Source organism: Candidatus Poriferisodalis sp., from assembly GCF_965215815.1.
GTDB lineage: Bacteria > Actinomycetota > Acidimicrobiia > Acidimicrobiales > Poriferisodalaceae > Poriferisodalis.
The window spans coordinates 403,643-419,764 of the sequence record NZ_CBDCEO010000013.1; the positions used below are offsets into that span (position 1 = coordinate 403,643).

The 16,122-nt window shown below is 65.6% G+C and carries 15 protein-coding genes; 6 read left to right on the top strand and 9 right to left on the bottom strand.

Features of this window, described 5'->3' with window-relative positions; genetic code table 11:
• The first annotated feature begins 3 nt into the window (after window positions 1-3).
• Entirely contained in the window at window positions 4-492 is a 489-nt protein-coding gene (locus ACOOHB_RS11765) for a type II toxin-antitoxin system HicB family antitoxin (protein WP_420445030.1), read from the top strand.
• A gap of 42 nt (window positions 493-534) precedes the next feature.
• Here the strand turns inward: ACOOHB_RS11765 and ACOOHB_RS11770 are convergent, their stop codons facing one another.
• Window positions 535-1,647 (bottom strand): LLM class flavin-dependent oxidoreductase, encoded by a 1,113-nt coding sequence (locus ACOOHB_RS11770; RefSeq protein ID WP_420445031.1) that lies wholly within the window; start codon window positions 1,645-1,647, stop codon window positions 535-537.
• Window positions 1,648-1,884: 237 nt separating this feature from the next.
• Between ACOOHB_RS11770 and ACOOHB_RS11775 the strand changes: the two genes are divergently transcribed.
• Entirely contained in the window at window positions 1,885-2,628 is a 744-nt protein-coding gene (locus tag ACOOHB_RS11775) for a helix-turn-helix domain-containing protein (protein ID WP_420445032.1), read from the top strand.
• Between the two features lie 27 nt (window positions 2,629-2,655).
• Here ACOOHB_RS11775 and ACOOHB_RS11780 read toward each other — a convergent pair whose 3' ends face one another.
• The 3 genes from ACOOHB_RS11780 to ACOOHB_RS11790 are packed head-to-tail and all read right to left on the bottom strand — an operon-like array spanning window position 2,656 to window position 5,971.
• A complete protein-coding gene (locus ACOOHB_RS11780; RefSeq protein ID WP_420445033.1) occupies window positions 2,656-3,951 on the bottom strand; it encodes a CoA transferase in 1,296 nt (431 codons plus the stop codon).
• Window positions 3,951-5,201, bottom strand: a complete 1,251-nt coding sequence (locus ACOOHB_RS11785) for a CaiB/BaiF CoA transferase family protein (protein ID WP_420445034.1) — start codon at window positions 5,199-5,201, stop codon at window positions 3,951-3,953. The genes ACOOHB_RS11780 and ACOOHB_RS11785 overlap by 1 nt, the downstream gene beginning before the upstream one ends.
• Before the next feature lie 23 nt (window positions 5,202-5,224).
• On the bottom strand, window positions 5,225-5,971 hold the full coding sequence (locus ACOOHB_RS11790) for a lysophospholipid acyltransferase family protein (protein ID WP_420445035.1): 747 nt from the start codon (window positions 5,969-5,971) through the stop codon (window positions 5,225-5,227).
• 118 nt (window positions 5,972-6,089) lie between these two features.
• Between ACOOHB_RS11790 and ACOOHB_RS11795 the strand changes: the two genes are divergently transcribed.
• The 4 genes from ACOOHB_RS11795 (at window position 6,090) to ACOOHB_RS11810 (ending at window position 10,272) form a co-directional block, all read left to right on the top strand.
• The gene (locus ACOOHB_RS11795; protein ID WP_420445036.1) at window positions 6,090-6,260 is read left to right on the top strand and encodes a hypothetical protein; all 171 of its coding nucleotides are present in this window, start codon (window positions 6,090-6,092) and stop codon (window positions 6,258-6,260) included.
• Between the two features lie 158 nt (window positions 6,261-6,418).
• On the top strand, window positions 6,419-7,603 hold the full coding sequence (locus ACOOHB_RS11800) for an aminomethyltransferase family protein (protein ID WP_420445037.1): 1,185 nt from the start codon (window positions 6,419-6,421) through the stop codon (window positions 7,601-7,603).
• 24 nt (window positions 7,604-7,627) lie between these two features.
• Complete coding sequence (locus ACOOHB_RS11805; protein ID WP_420445038.1) at window positions 7,628-8,521, top strand: MaoC/PaaZ C-terminal domain-containing protein; 894 nt, start codon at window positions 7,628-7,630, stop codon at window positions 8,519-8,521.
• Between the two features lie 149 nt (window positions 8,522-8,670).
• On the top strand, window positions 8,671-10,272 hold the full coding sequence (locus tag ACOOHB_RS11810) for an ATP-binding protein (protein ID WP_420445039.1): 1,602 nt from the start codon (window positions 8,671-8,673) through the stop codon (window positions 10,270-10,272).
• Between the two features lie 47 nt (window positions 10,273-10,319).
• Here ACOOHB_RS11810 and ACOOHB_RS11815 read toward each other — a convergent pair whose 3' ends face one another.
• The 5 genes from ACOOHB_RS11815 to ACOOHB_RS11835 form a co-directional block, all read right to left on the bottom strand.
• A complete protein-coding gene (locus tag ACOOHB_RS11815; RefSeq protein ID WP_420445040.1) occupies window positions 10,320-12,053 on the bottom strand; it encodes a M1 family metallopeptidase in 1,734 nt (577 codons plus the stop codon).
• Between the two features lie 106 nt (window positions 12,054-12,159).
• Entirely contained in the window at window positions 12,160-12,837 is a 678-nt protein-coding gene (locus ACOOHB_RS11820; RefSeq protein WP_420445041.1) for a dienelactone hydrolase family protein, read from the bottom strand.
• Window positions 12,838-12,911: 74 nt separating this feature from the next.
• Window positions 12,912-13,343 carry a type II toxin-antitoxin system VapC family toxin gene (locus ACOOHB_RS11825; protein ID WP_420445042.1) on the bottom strand — a complete coding sequence of 144 codons (432 nt, stop codon included), beginning with the start codon at window positions 13,341-13,343 and terminating at the stop codon, window positions 12,912-12,914.
• Complete coding sequence (locus ACOOHB_RS11830; protein ID WP_420445043.1) at window positions 13,340-13,636, bottom strand: transcriptional regulator; 297 nt, start codon at window positions 13,634-13,636, stop codon at window positions 13,340-13,342. Before ACOOHB_RS11830 ends, ACOOHB_RS11825 begins: the two co-directional genes overlap by 4 nt.
• 515 nt (window positions 13,637-14,151) lie before the next feature.
• On the bottom strand, window positions 14,152-16,014 hold the full coding sequence (locus tag ACOOHB_RS11835) for an HNH endonuclease (RefSeq protein ID WP_420445044.1): 1,863 nt from the start codon (window positions 16,012-16,014) through the stop codon (window positions 14,152-14,154).
• Between the last annotated feature and the right edge of the window lie 108 nt (window positions 16,015-16,122).

Sequence of the window (16,122 nt, forward strand, 5' to 3'; positions counted from 1 at the left end):
TCAATGAGGTACTCCTACCCATGCGAGGTAGTGCTAGACGACGAGGAGGCCGAGACCACGGGTCGCGAGGCCTACGTCGCAACTTTTCCTGACGTGCCACCCGCTATCACCGGCGGCTGGTCGGTGCAGGAAGTGAACGGCCATCTGCGGGACTGCCTCGAGACGGCGCTGAGTTTGTGCATCGACAGCAACGAATCCCTGCCAGAGCCGAGCGAGCCCGAGCCCGGTCAGGTACTCGTCGCGGTGTCACCGCCAGTCGCTGCACAGTTCGCACTCCACGAGGCCATGCGCGCTGAGGGCGTCACGGCAACAGAACTTGCGCGCCGCATCGGCATGCGCCCCTCACGTGCTCGTCGTCTCACCGACATATTCCGCCCCGCCAAGCCCAGCGAGATCGAACGAGCGCTCGCCGCTGTGGGCCTGCACATGATCAGCGAAGCCGCCCCGCTCAAACAGTGGACACCGAGCCCGGATCCCGCCCCAGCCCTCTGAACCAGCCCACGCTGCCCCGAATCGTCCGACATCGGGACAAGGTCAAGCGGCAGCGGTAGCCAGCTCGGTGGCAGCCAAGCCAACCGGCGGGGCGTCCCATTCCTTGAGCACGGGAAGCACTTCGGTGGCGAACAGGTCGCGGTTGCGGCGCGCCTCGGTCCAGTTCATACCGGCGAAGCAGAGGTTCGGGAAGAACGCCGCCATGTCGATCTTTTCTCTGATGACTTGGAGCTTCTCAAGCACCTGGTCGGGCGTGCCGTATGGCATCAAACGGGTGAAGTCCTCGGCTGCGCCGCGGGCTCCGTGGCGGTCGATGTACTTCGAGATGCCCTCGTAGAACTCGTAGCCCTTGATGCCCTCGTGCGGTCGCTTGGGGCCGAACTCGTAGTGCTTCATGACGGTGCCGTAGTAGTTGCCGATGTGCTCCATCGCCTTCTCCTCGGCGCGTTCCGCGTTGGTGTCAACCCAGCAGAACCCGCCCGACAGCGGGGGCGGCGGCGGTGCCGTGTGGTGCTTGACCCACTCGCCGTGGTAGGCGGCGAAGTCGGACTCGACGATCTCCCACGGCTTCTGGGGGATCACCAGCAGGCCGATGCCGAGCTGGGCCATCAGCGGCATGCCTTCGGGAGACACAGCAGCGGCGTAGGTGCGTCCCTTGAAGGAATGCTCAGGCTTGGGGCGAATGTCGCGGCGGGGCTGGGTCACGAATTCGCCGTCGTGCTCCACGTAGCCCAGTTCGAGGCCGTCGATGAGCATCTTGGCGTACTCCAAGAAGCGCTCCCGGCTGGTGTTCATGTCCACCCGGAAGCCCTCGTACTCGACGCGGGCCAGGCCGCGCCCGATGCCGAGGATGAGACGGCCGTCGGAGAGGTTGTCGAGCACGGTCACCTGTTCGGCGACCCGCAACGGGTCGTGCCAAGGCAGCACGATGACGGCGGTACCGAGCTGCAGGTTTGTCTTGCCCGCAACCCAGGTCAGGAACTGCACTGGATCTGGGCACATCGTGTAGTCGGTGAAGTGATGCTCCACCGTCCAGATCGAGTCGAAGCCGAGATCCTCGGCTTCGGAGACCATGCGGATCTCCTGGTCCCAAACCTCTCGGTCCGAAAGTGCGTTCTCCGGGTTCTGAAAGACGGCCGAGTAACCGACGTGCATGAGGTGCTCCCCTTTCGGATCTTCCCGAGACTGTCCGTGCGCTGTCGGAGCGCCCGCGCTCAGGTGATCCAGCGATGCTGGTGACTTCGAGGCTACGCCACAGCGCCCTGGGCTCGCTCAGATTGCCCCGGTGCTAGTAGCCCTATCCGGCGCGCTTCGGTGGCATCGGCCAAACTGTGCGGCGCATACGCGCTCGACGACTGGCGGCGAGGGCCTGCGCCATAGGGAGGATTCGTCATGGAGACGGCAGCGGTTGCGCGCAGCATGCGCGGCTCAGTGGGAATGCTGGCGATGGACTGGCTCATGGACCCGTCCACGCTGGAAAAGGCTTCCCAACGCGGCATGGCAGAGGGCATGGGGGCGTATGCGACCGGCCGGCTGGGTGTGTTGGGCGAATGCCCCGTCGACAATGTCATCGGTGCAGCGTTCTTCTGGGCGCCCGAGAAGATGCGTTCGATGGTGGAAGAAGGACGTGCGGTCATGAAGCCGTCCGACGGAGCGCTGATCTGGGCCGACATCTGCGCCGAATATGGCGAGCAGCGGCTGGCGGGCATGGAAGGCGCTGAGCGTCTCGGCGAGCTGCTCGAGCGGGTCGTGGACTCCGCCGTTCCCCAGGGCGCTCCGACGTTCATCGGCTGGCGAGACCTGCCACGGCCCGGTGAGCCCGGGCCGGCCCATGCGTTCTTCATGGCCCAGGTCATGCGGGAGCTGCGCTTCGGTCGGCACGCCGTCGCGGTGCAGGCGCTGGGCATGGGGCCGCTCGAGGCGATCCTGTCAGGCCCCGCAGGCGAGTGGAACGCCGAGTTCTTCGGATGGGAGCGGCCCTATCCCGACGTCAGCCACCTCGCTGAGGCGCGCGACGAGATCGAATCGCTCACGGACAAGATGCACGCGCCCGACTTCGAGTGCCTGACTCCCGACGAGCGCGCCGAAGTGCGCGAGCTGGCCAAGGCGGCCCGCTTCCACAACCCCGACGAGTAGCTGTGGCTGAGCGCTGCGCTCCAGCGCTCAGTCGGCGAGCGCGTCCTGGTGTTCACCGAGGCGCGGGGCTCGCGTCGCCCGCCATGGTGTCGCCGAGAATTGGTAGGGCGCGCCCGGGTAGGTGACAGAGGTGCCGTCGTGGTCGATCTCGACGGGGAAGCCTCGAGCCACAAAATGCTCGTCGGCGAGCATTTCCTCGGGCGAATACACGACTCCGCAGGCCAAGCCAATTGTCTGCAGGCCGATAAAGAGCTCGTGCGCGCCGAGACGCTCGGCCAGGAAGTTGATGGTGTCGCGTCCGGCGCCGAACACCTCGGCGCCAAGAGGATCTGCGTCGAGGTGCAGGATGTCGATCAGTTCGTAGTCCTCGCCCAACTTCAGCAGCTCGCCGTAGGGGCACTCATCGGCGAGGCCGAGTTCGCCCACCCAGCCAGCCAGCGCAGCAAACTCTGGTCCTCGCCGGGGCGGCACGCCGGTGTTCAGCCAGCGGCCGTCCGCGCATCGAACCTGCGTGGGCTCGGAGATCCGCGGGAGAGCGTGACGACCGGTCTGACGCTGCACTTCGATCTGCTGGTTCAGCCAGAAGTAGGTCGCAAACTCGCAGGTCGCGTTGGCGGTGGCGAGCATCGACACATCGATGAGCTGGCCTCGGCCCGAGTCTTCCCGCCACAACAGCGCCGCCATCAGCGTCGCGACGGCGTAGTGGCAGCCCATCTGCAGGCCCTGATTCCCACCGCCTCGAACAGGAGGGATCGTGTGATCGTCGTAGCCGCACGACCACACGGGACCGCCCTCTGCCAGCACGGTCAGATCAGTGGCCGGGGGGTCGGGACGCTGGCGTCCGTTATGGGTGATCGACACCCACACGAGGCCTTCGTTGCGTCCGTCGGAGTCTGGCTGGGCCGCCGCATCGGCCCCGCTGGCTTGTGTGGCATTCGTGGCCGTCCCGCCCAGCTGGTCCCAGTCCAGCCTGAGCGCGCCAAGACGGCCGAGTGGCTCTGCTTCGACGACGACATCGGCGGTACCCACCAAGCTGGCGAAGTCGTGTGCGCCCTCGTTGCTGTCGAGGTCGAGCACGACCGAGCGCTTCGAGGTGTTGTAGTGCCACCACCACAGGGCGCCCTCGGGATCGGGGCGATCGCCGGCAAATGGCTCGTAGGCGCGCATCGGCGATCCGCCGGGCGGTTCCACGACGATCACATCGGCGCCCATATCGGCAAGCAGCTTGCCCGCGAGCGCACATCGCTCTGACGTCAGCTCTATGACCCGGAGACCGTCAAGGGGTCGGGGCTTCATCGGTCCGGAGATGCCGTGTGCAGGCATCAGATGACCCCCTCGGCTGCCAGCGCGGCGATCTCGTCCTCGTTGCGTCCCAGCACCTCGCCGAACACGTACTGGTTGTCCTCGCCCAGACAGGGTGCGGCGCGGCCGATCGCCCAGTCAGTCTCCGACAGTCGGACCGGCAGGCCCTCGACGCGGGTGTCGCCCACCTCGCTGTGCGGCACGGTGATCCATAGCCCCCAGTCCTCGGTACGCGGATCGCCGTCGATACGTTCGCTGGGGCGCAGCACCGGTGCCGCGGGTACGCCCGCAGCAATGAGCTGCTGGGAGACATCGTGCCTGGCTCGCGTCGCCGTCCACTTTCCGACCAGGCGCTCCAGCTCGTCCTCGTACGCCAGTCGACCGGCAAGGCGCTGCCACCGCTCGTCCGCTGTCCATGACTCGTCGACGGCGTCGATGAAGCGCTGCCAGTCCTCGTCGTGCCGGACGGCGATTGCCACCCACTCGTCGTCGCCGCTGCACGCAAAGATGCCGTGGGGCGCCATCGCCGGCGATTGGGAACGGTTGCTGTTGGGCATCTCGGGCCGACGCGCTGGCCGGCCGTTCACGGTGAAGTCCAGCGATGCTGCACCGTGCAGGGTTCCTGCCGCCTCGATGCAGGCAAGGTCCACCCACTGGCCCTCGCCGGTGCGCCGACGATGAAACAGCGCCATGCCGATCGCGATCGCCATGTAGTAGGCGCCGGTGTGATCCATGAACGAGTAACCCCAGCCTGCAGGCGGCAGATCGGGCAGGCCGGACTGAAACGTCAGGCCCGACACCGCCTGTGCGATCGGGCCCCACGACCGGAAGCTGGTGTACGGACCGCTCGCACCGAAGCCGTTATTCGAGACGTAGACGATGTCGGGCTTGAAGCCACGCAGCGCCTCGTAGCCAAAGCCAAGGCGGTCCATCACGCCTGCCGCGAAGTTCTCGGTGACCGCGTCGCTGACTGCGACGAGCTCGGCGAGCAACTCCTTCGCCCGGTCGTCCCGCAGGTTGAGCGTGATGCCCAGCTTTCCGGCGTTGTGATTGTTGAACGAGCCCCCGGCTTCGATGCCGCGGTGTTCGCCCACGAACGGCTGGGTGCCCCGCAGGATGTCCCAACGGCCCTGCCGCACGGGGTCTTCGATGCGGATCACCTCCGCACCGAGGGCCGCCAGGATCTTGGTGGCGCCAGCGCCGGCCAGCTGCCCGGTGAAGTCGCAGATGCGGATGCCAGCCAGCGCCCCGGGCGCCGTCTTGGGCCACACCGGTGAACGCTGATCGGGTGCACTCACGGCACGAGTTCGCGCATCGGCGTATGCCCACGGCCGGGCTCGTTCGCCAGCGCTCGCGCACGCTGCTGGCAGTCCTCCAGCGCGTCCCGCAATGTCGCTGTCCACGCAGTCATGTCGGCTCGCCGGGCACGTCCCCCGTCTGGCCCCGTCGGCGGTGCCAAGGGTTCCCCCACCACGATCGCCACCTGTGTCCTCTTGGGAAACTTCGCGCCGCTGGGCATGGCCTCGCGTGTGCCAGCGACGCCAACAGGCAACACCGGCGCGCCCGACTTGGCCGCCAGCCACGCAGTGCCGTCGAAGATCGGGCCAATGTCGTCGGAGGGCTGCCGCGTCCCTTCAGGAAAGACCAGCATCGCCGCGCCGTCCCGCAACAATTGCAGCGCTGCACGCATTGCGTCGAGGTCAGCCTCGCCGCGCCGCACTGGGAAGGTCCCGATCGAGCGCATGAACCAGCCGAGCGGCTTGGGATGGAACAGCTCCTCTTTGCCGAGGTAGCGAACTTGATGATGGGTGAGGCTCCCGACGAGTGGGCCGTCGAGGTGGCTGCGGTGAACGGGCGCGTAAATCAATGGGCCGTTCGCCCGCAGGCGCTCCTGTCCGGTGGCGCGCACGCGGAACATTCGGTACAGCACGATGCGAATAAGCCCGCGCGTCGCTCGCCACGCCCGATACCCGGCCATGCCGTCGGCGGCCAGCAATCCTCCTGGGCCACCTAACTTCCATCGGTTCGCCCGTTTCGCCACAAGGTGATTCTGGCGTTTCGCTATGACATTGCGACGACTGGGTTGAGTATTCGGACAACTGTGGACGCTGTGTGTCTCCCGCCAACACTCCGACGCGATTCAGGCATACCGTGAAGCCATGACCCCACAGACGATCCCCGATCATGCCGAGATCCGTCGGCAACGGATCGCACGTCGGCGTCAGATCGACGGCCAGCCCGTCTGCACACGCCCGTCGCAGCCCAGCGAGCAATACAGGCGCGTGCTGAAGGTCCTGACCGCCGTCCGGCGCCCGCCCTGCGGTTACTGAGACCGACGATCCCGCCGACTGCCAGTCGGCGGGATCTCGCGGCATTACGACCGGCGAACGCAGGGATATTACGGTCTGAGCCCCAGCCACCGAGCGTGCCGCGCTCGAATTTGCGTCGTGTTGATGAACCCGACGCCCGTACAGCACTGGGGGCATCGATGGCACGGGACCGACACTTCTACATCGAGTCTTTCGACACCGTGCAGTTGAGTTCCTACCGGGTCGAGCAGTCGCCCTTTGCAAGCCGGTACGCCACGGATCAGACGATCTTCGGCGTCTACTGCAATCGGCTGTATCCCCTCAAGACAAGCCGTGATGAAAACCCCATTCCGCAGTATTGGAAGTTGCGGGAGGGCGTCCTGCTGTATGACGTTCCAGAGAAGCCGCTCGAGGTCAGCGGCCCTGACGCTGTAAGGCTGCTTGAGAAGGTCCTCACCTGCAGGGTCGAGACGCTGGCAGATGGCCGAGCGCGTTACGGCATCGCGTGCAATGACGACGGCACCGTCGTGATGGATGGCGTGCTCATGCGCCTCGCGCCGGATCGCTATTGGTACGTCATGGCGAACGGCGAGTTCACGAGCTGGCTCACCGCAAGCGCCATTGGCCTCGACGTCGAAGTCTCGGACCCCAAATCACGAGTCCTGCAGATTCAGGGACCGAAGTCTCTTCAGGTCCTTGATGCGGCGATCGGAGGTGGCCTCTCAGCCGAGTTCAAGTATTTCCGCGCCGGGTTCTTTGACGTCTGCGGCCAAGAACTGTGGGTTTCGCGCACTGGGTGGACTGGCGAGGTGGGAATCGAGATCTACTGCAATAGCGGTCCGGCGCCGACCGATCATGAGGCCCTCTGGGACGACTTGCTCGCCTGCGGCGAACCCTTCGGACTGGAGTTCAGCTCGTCATCTTCGATGGGGATTCGACGCATCGAATCCGGGATCCTCGACAACGGCAGCGACATCGAGCCGGACCTGACGCCGTTCGGTGCAGGCCTTGGGCAGTTTGTCCGACTCGACAAGGCCGACTTCATCGGCAAGACCGCTCTGGAAGAGGCCAGTCGCCGCCAGCTCTTGTTCGGCCTGGTGTGCGCTACCACGGCACCGGACGCCGGAATGGAGATCCACGACGGGAACGGCCCGGTTGGACACATCACGATCGGCACGTGGTCGCCCACGCTGGACACAGGCGTCGGCTATGCGCGCTTCGATCAGCCGTTGCCGGACGACGACTGGTACGCCAAGACGGTCTTGTTGATTGACCACGACGGACAATCGCACGAGGCGATCGTCGACACGCTGCCGTTCGTCGACAAGGAAAAGCAACTCCCCCGCGCCGTCTGGAACGGCTGACACACGGTGACTACGCTCGGACTCATGCCGGTTCCGACTGACATGGTGGGCGAGACCATCGGGCCGATCACACATGATGTGGACGCCCGCTGGACGATGGCCTACGCAGGGTCGCTGGGCGACACGCACGACTGCTATTTCGACACGCTTGCCGATGACGGCGTGGTGGCACACCCGATGTTCGTGGTGTGCTCCGAGTGGCCGGTCATCGTGTCGGGACGTGACGTCTCGGAACGCTGGGGCATCAAACCCGACGAGATCCGGCGCTCAGTGCACGCCACACACGATCTGACTGTTCACCGCCTCATCCGACCGGGCGACCGGTTGACCACCAGCCTCACCTATTCCGGCGTCGAGCAGCGCAGGCCGGGCACGTTCCAGACGATGCGGATCGACACCGTCGACGCCGACGGTGAGCCCGTGGCGACGACGTACCAAGGTGGCATGTATCTCAACGTCGCAACCGCTGGCCCTGATCGCCCCGACCCGGACGCACCTGCGGAGCCGGATTTCGGTGATCTGCCAGCTGAGCCTCTGGTTGAGGTTCCGGTGCCCGTGGCTCACGGAGCGGCACATACCTACACAGAGTGCGCTCGCATCTGGAACCCCATCCATACCGATGCGGCAGTCGCGGAGAAAGCGGGCCTACCCGCCATCATCTTGCACGGCACCGCCACCCTGGCTCTCGGCGTCTCAGCGGTTGTTGACGAAGTTGCGGGCGGCGACCCGAACCGGGTCCACCGCATCGTCTGCCGCTTCCGCGCCATGGTGCTCATGCCGTCGACGATCACGGTCCGGATTCACGACCTGACACCAGTGACCGGCCTCGGGGATGCCGCCGAAGCAGCCCGTTTCGAAGTGCTGAACGCCGAAGGCGGCCCAGCGGTAGACCGCGGCGTGATTCTGCTGAGCGGCTGAGCCGTCAGCGGACGAGCCCACGACTGGTCTTCACCCGTACGAACCATGCAAACCATTGTACATTTATGACATACTTGTTGCATAACTGACTGTAAGAGATAAGTATGTCATATCCGCTTTTTCATCCTCGTCATGACGCGCCTGTTCCGATGGTCATGACTGCCGAGGATCTTCGTGCCGCATTTCCGGCAGAAAGCGAGCACGTCGAATTCAAAGAGGGGCTGTCGGTCAAGGAGTTGCGCCGCGCGATCGTGGCGTTCTCGAACACCGAAGGCGGCGTGATTCTGCTCGGTGCTAGCGACGACGGCACGGTGAAAGGCTTCGTGCTCACCTCGAAAGGCAGCGCGCAGCTCAACAACGACGTGTTCGGAGGGGTGGTCAACCCGGGTCGCTACGAAGTCCGCCAGATCGCAGTCGATGACAAGCCGGTCGTAGTGGTTTCGATCGCAAGCCGTGCCGAAGGCTTCGCTCAGCTCTCCGACGGCAGCGTCCTCGGTCGCTTCGGGGCTTCGAACCGTGCGTTGCTCGGCGAAGATCTGATCCGGCTCGTCAGTCGGCGCTCTCTGGGGCGCTTCGACACCACACCGACGGGAGCTCCGCTGAGCAGCGCCGCCCCCGAACTCGTTGATCAGTTGGCTTCGGCGTGGGGTTGGCACACCGACGGCAGAACGGAGCGGATGGTCGAGCACGGTCTGGTCGCACTCGAAGGTCCCGAGCCCAGACTCACGGTCGCCGGGGCGTTACACCTGCTGCCTGAACCCCACGCCGTGCTGGGAAAGGCCTACATCGAGATCTTCCGCTATCGAGGCGAGGCGACCGAGCCGGATCGACGCATCGAAATCATGGGACCGATCGCCGACCAGCTCGAAGCAGCTACCTCGGCCGTCTTGGATGAAATCGGCATCGACTACGTCGTGATTGGCACGCTGCGCCACGATCTGCCACGCCTGCCCGAAGTCGTCCTGCGAGAGGCAATCGCGAACGCAGTCGCGCATCGCTCCTATGAAGCGAATGGCACCGCGGTCCGCATCGAGCTTCACGATGATCGGGTGGTCGTGACCTCTCCAGGCGGTTTGCCGGAGCCAGTCACGGTCGCGAATATCCGGGAACAGTACGCCGCCCGGAATCTGGCCGTCATTGACACGCTCCGACGCTATGGACTGGCCGAGGACGCCGGCCGCGGTGTGGACGTCATGCAAGACGAGATGGCCGAACATCTCCTGGAACCGCCGGAGTTCCTCGACAACGGCGACTCGGTATCGGTCACCCTTCGCACGGTCGGTGCGGTGACACCGCTCGAGCGGGCATGGGTAGCCGAACTCGAACAGCGGGGATCGCTCGCTGGGGCCGACCGATTGGTCCTGGTTCACGCAGCACGGGGCGTTGAGCTCACCAATTCAGTCGTGCGTGACATCCTCGGCGTCGACAGCGTGCAAGCGCGTCAGGCACTTCAGCGCTTGCGGGACGCGAGGTTGCTGACTCAGCTCGGCCAGCGCGGCGGCGCGACGTATGTCGCCAGCGACGAACTCGGCGCGCCGGCAGGATTGCGACTGTCCGACGACGAGATCGACACGATGGTTCTCGCTCTTGCTCAAGAAGGCCCGCTTACGAACACAGCGGTGCGTGAGCGGTTGACCGTGGACCGCCTACAAGCTCTGCGCTTTCTGAGTCGGCTTGTATCTGCCGGCCAGCTGGTGCGACATGGTCAGCGGCGAGGTACCTACTACACGCTGCCGGGCCCGCCCGGTTAGTGGTTATGACATAGTTGTCAGTTGTTGACAAGAACTTGCTAACTATGTCATAAAGGGCCCATCATGCCCCAGAGAAGCGCAATCGCGGGCGGCTCAGCAGTAGACCGCGGCGTCATTCTGTTATCTCGCTGACGGGCGGGGAGTCGCCCAGGTTCTTCCAGGATCGACGGCACTTCGGTGTCGTAGAGCCACATCTCGACCAGTTCCACGGCTCCTGCACCGGCCAGTTCTTCCACGACGGCCAAGAACTCGGCGGTGTTGGTCGTGCCCCCAGCTGACGATTCGTAGTGGCGTCGCAAGATGTCGAAGAACACGTCGTCGCCGACGCGGCGGTGCAGGGCATGCAGCGTCAGCATCGCCCTCCGATACACCGCGTTGAAGTCGAACAGCTGCGCCACCGTGATGCCGCCGGGCGGTGCTGCTCCCGCAAACGTCGCCGTCTCCAGCTCTCGAGCCATGAGAGCCTCCAGATCCTCGCCTTGCACCTCAGCTAGGTACAGGAAGCTCAGGTAGTGAGCGAAGCCCTCATGCAGCCAGATGTCGCTCCAATCAGCCACGGTCACCGAGTTGCCGAACCACTGGTGCGCCAACTCGTGGGCGATGATCTGCGAGCCGAGCGTCTGGGTGCCATGCAGCGAGAGCGTCTGGTTCTCCATGGCAAAGCCCAGGGTGAACGGCATCACAATCGTGCCGTAGGCATCGAATGGGTAGGGGCCGAGCAACCCCTCGAAGTACTCGATGGCTCCGGGTGTGATCGACAGCGCCTCAACGGTTGACGTCGCCGCGGCGTCGCTGAGCGAGCTCGGGATGTAGTCGCGGATGAGCAGGTCGTCGCGCAGTCGATACTCGTGCCGTTCGAACTCGCCGACGTAAACCGCTGCGAGATACGTCGCCATCGGGTCGTCGGATTCCCACGTGACGGTTCTGCGACCGTCAACCACGGCCTCGTGTGTGAGCAGGCCGTTCGATGCCGCTGTGAAACGTTCGGGCACCGTGATGCGGATGGTGAACGTCGCCTTGTCGGTGGGGTGGTTGTTCGACGGGTACCACGACATGGAACCCGATGGCTCATTCGCTGTGAAGATCACCTCGCCGACCGAGAACCAGCCGATGCCCTCAAACGGCACCCCGGGATCCACAACCGGCTCCGGCGAACCCGAGTAGGCAACCTCGGCGACGAACTCCGTGCTGGCGGGGATCGGTTCGGCGGGTCGAATGACAAGCTCGGTCTTGTAGCGGGAGAACTCCGCGGCGGCGCCGTTCACGGTGACTGCGCTCACCTTGAGGCCCGACAGGTCCAGGTTGAACTCCTGCAGCTCCTCGGTTGCGATCGCCCGCAGCGATGCCGCCGCGTCGATGGTGTTGGCAACTGGGTTCACATCGAGCTCGAGGTCGTAGTGCGTGACGTCGTACCCGCCGTTTCCCAGCCACGGATAGAAGCTGTCGCCGAGGCCAGACAGCGGTGTCGGAATCGTTGGCTCCGCCGCGGCCTCGGCATCCGGCGTGGGGTCCGCGTCGGTTTCGGTTTCGGTTTCGGTTTCGGTTTCCGCCAGCGCTTCGGTTTCCGTCGGCGTCGTTGGCGCCGTAGGCGTCGTGGTAGTCGCGGACGGCGAGACGGTGGTGGTGGGTGCCGACGAGGTCGGTGGCGACGTTGTGCTGGCAACGATCGGCGCCACTGTCGCCACGGGCGCGTCGGTGGTCGCGGCCGTGGATTCGACTCCACCAGCGCTGCACGCCGTCGCAGCCAGCGCAATGACGAGTGCGGACGCCAGGGTGCGCATCGGTGACATCATCGCAGCGGAATTCGGCGGCGCATGGTCACGCCCGCCGATTCAACCGCAGGCAGGAGCGCCTGCGGACGCTTCGGATTCCTGGGGCAGTGCCGGGCTAGCTCAGGTGCTCAGCGAAGTGAACAAGGGTGCGCTGTTTGGCGGTGCCGGCGGCATCGGGGTTGAAGCTGGCGCGGGCATCGCAGTTGAAGCCGTGATCGGCGCCGTCGTAGACGTGAACGGCGACGTGGGACCAACGCTCAGCGATGACGTTCACGTTCTCCAGCGGGATGCCGTGATCTTCCGAGCCGAAGTGCAGCAGCAGCGGCGCAGCGGGCCGCTCTTCGAGATACGGAATGATCTGGCCGCCGTAGTAGCCGGAGGCCGCTGCGATCTGGTCGGACAGACGAGCCGCCGCCACGTAGCAGACCGTCCCGCCCCAGCAGTATCCGACGACGCCCACCTTGCCGCCTTCGGAGGCGCAGGCCGCTGCGGCCGAGACGTCAGCCATCACCTGTTCCATCGTCAGGTCGTCGAAGGCAATCTTGCGACCCACATCGATGCCCTCGGCGTTGTAGCCCAGCTCGACTCCCGAGCGCACCCGGTCGAACAACGCCGGCGCCACCGCGAGGTAGCCGTCCGCTGCGTAGCCGTCGGCCACGCTGCGAATGTGGTCGTTCACACCAAAGATTTCCTGCACGACCACGACGCCGCCCTTCGGCGCGCCGTCAGGTTCGGCCCGGTAAGCGCTGAACGTCACGCCATCAGATGCTGTCAATTCGATCGTCTGTCCCATGGCGCAAATGTCTAGCGGACCCGCCCCGTCACCATCAGTGCTGCGCCTGTGGGAGATTGCGATTTTGAGCGCACTCACCACAGGAGCATGAGGCCTTCGGCCACGGCGGCATCGGTGAGCTGCTCATCAAAGCAGCCGAATGGACATCTGCCGATGAGGCGAGATGCGGCCAGCGCCGAGGCAAGCTGCACAGCGTCGTAGGCGCGAAGCGGGTGACGGGCTACGAGGTCGATTGCTGAGCGCAGGATGTCTTCGCCTACCTCGATGAGGACGGTGTCGCTGTCCCGGGTAGAAGCGGAGACGTCAGTCAGGAATCGCCGGCACAAGACCTGAGCGTCGGTTGCGGAGATTTCACCGACGCGATGCTTGCGCCATAACGCGGCTGGGACCTCCACAGCAGCCAGGTCGCTGGCGATCACCGGCTCCGAGACGGCTTGCACCACGTCGCTTTCTGGCTCGTTGGCGTAGCGCTTGACGAGAGCGGATGAATCGAGGAATACCGTCACCGATTGTCGCGAACCAGTTCAGACAGCGGTGTTCCCTGACCGGCTCGTTGGCGGGCGGCGGCGACCGCGTCTTCGTCGGGTCGCACCATGTCGCGAGCTTCAAAGTCAGAGAGAAGGCCAGCGAGTCTGAGGCGCGATCTGATCTCCTCGATTGCATTCGATGAGAGTGAGGGGTCAGTTGCCGCCTGCGCTATCCGGGTGAGGTACTCGTTCATCGAGATGCGCTGGTCCTGGGCACTCATCTTGATGCGAGCGACGAGTTCATCGTCTGCTCGCCAAGTGATCTGCTGCATGACTGCATGGTAGCAGTCATGCAGTCATGCAGATTGCGACCTGGGCGTCTGTTGATCGATTGGCCGGGTAGTTCGCGTGTTGGGGCCGCGCGCGGTGCTGATGCAATACAGGGCAGTGCGTGTCCGGCGCGGGAGTTGTCGGGCGTTTCGCGCTTTGGCGTGGGGTGCGGGTGTCGGTCGGGCGGGTCGCTCGCCTGCGGTCGCTGTTTCGTCGGCGGTGTTCGGATCGCCAGGAGAATCGATTGCGTTCGCCGTGGTGTTGCTGAGGGCCGTGGCTGCTGTGCTCAGGCCGCCAAGAGGGCGTGCGGATAGGTGGAGCGGCTTTCGGCATGCGTCTGGTGCCGTAACCGGCAGGCTTGTAGAGCTGCTGGTCAGAGGGTTGAGCCAGCCTGCGCAGTCAGATGCGTTTCCGCAGGTCAGCGCCTATCCGCTAATGCTCCAAATGAGTCTCGTGTGAACTTGGCGTGGGTGTGGGGCAGTTGCGGCGGCGAGGCGGCGGACCCTGCAGACGGTGTTCAGGCTGCTGGCTGTGTCTCGTGTGGCGTAGTGGCGGTCCGTGATTTGTGTGGTGTGGCGGCGGTCGGTACCGGTGGTCTGTGTGGTGTGGCGGCGGTCGGTACCGGTGGTCTGTGCGGTGTGGCGGCGGTCGGTACCGGTGGTCTGTGCGGTGTGGCGGTGGTCACAGCGGGCGGCGCGGCTGGGGACAGGGGCAGCAGTTGTGAGGTGTCGGCGGGTGCTGGCTGGTGTGGGGTGCGATGTTTGGGTTTGCGTGAGCGGGCGAGGTTCGGTGGCTGTGCAGGATCGGGGGGCATGAGCCGGTAGCGGCCGTCGCGCAGAACTACGTGCCAGTTGTGGTCGTGGATGCGGTCGTGGCAGGACCAGCACACCAGCACGAGATTGTCGACGTGTGTCTTGCCGCCGCTTTTCCACGGGATGACATGGTGCGCTTCGCATTCGAGCGGCAGCGCGCCGCAGCCGATGCAGGCCCCGTCGCGTGCGATCAGCGCGCGGCGCTGGGCGGCGGTGGGCGCCCGTCGTGCGACGGTCTCATACAGCGGGGTGAGCGTGTCGCCGAAGATCTCCACCCACACATCGGAGTTGCACGCCAGCCGCGCAAGGGCGCCGGGAGGGATCGGGCCGACACCGCAGATCTCCGCGAACCCACCGGGCTGATCAGCCAAAGCGGCCAAGTCGGCGCGCACGATGATCTCCGCGGCGGCCTTGCGCCCCACAGTCGGCGCCGGCACTGCTAGGAGCGTCGGCTCGGACTGATCGGTCCCTTCGGCGTGGCCGTGTCGGCCCGGTCGTGGGCTGTCAGTGTCGGGCGGTCTCAGCAGGTCCGGCTGCGGCGGGAGGTTCGTGTCCGGTCGCTGGTCGGCTGGTCCGGTCTGTGCTGGGGGTGTGCGAACGCCTTGTGGTGTTCCAGGCGGCGGCGCCTGACCAGCAGCGAGCCGAGCGGTCTGTGCTGGCGGTGTGCGAACGCCCTGTTGTGCTGTTGTGCCAGCGGATTGTGCTGTTGTGCCAGTGGATTGTGCTGTTGTGCCAGTGGATTGTGCGGCTGTGCCGGCGGCCAGGAGCGTGTCGAGCGCGTCGGCCATGCGCTGGTCTGTGGTGCGCTGCTCTGTCGCGGGCCCAGTAGCACCGCCGCCGCCGCTGCCGTTGCTGTCGTTGCCGTTGCCGTTGTCGTTGTCGTTGTCGTTGTTGTGGTTGTCGCCGCCAGCGGCCCGGTTGGGGTGCTGGGCTCGGCGGCGGTCGGCTTGGCGGTGTTGTTCGGCTTGGCGGCGCAGCCGCTGCTGGATGCGGGCGCCGGTTTCGGAGTCGAAGCTGCCGCGCATCTGCACCGACCCGTCCTCGCCGTTCCAAAAGCGCACATGACGGTTGCGGCGGTTGCGGCGATGCTGCGCCGCGAGATCGGCGGCGTCTTGGTGCTGGGCTTCCCAGCGGCGAGCGGCGTGGGCGAACTCGTCGGCTGGCAGGGTCTTGGCGAGCCCGATCAGCCCAGGGTCGTGTTGCACTGCGCCGGGGCTGGTCTTGCGCGCTGCGCGCGCGAGCCTGGCCGCGTTCGCCAGGCTGATCTGGCCCGCCGCGACCCCCTCGTCCGCGTCGGGGATCGAGGCAAGCTCGGCGCCAGTGCGCACGTTGCGCGCGGCGTCGGAGCGCGACAGGCCGCTGTGCTCGCTCAGCAGCCCTGCGCCGCCGTCGCCGTGGTCCTCGCGGCGGGCGACCAGCGCGGCGGCTTTGGTCTCGAGCAGCTCGACGCGGCTGCGCAGCTGCTTGGACAGCGCCAGGGTGCGGCGCAGCTGATCGCTGGAGGCGGCGTCGACGGCGTCAAGCGCGGAGGTGAGGTGCCCGAGTGCCTGCTCCACGTGAGAGAACATGTGTTCACTCTACGGGGAGGGTGTCACAAACACACGTTCTCGACCCAATCCGATCATTACAATTACTTTACATACCGTTTCATAGTACGACAGTGCTGTACACTGACA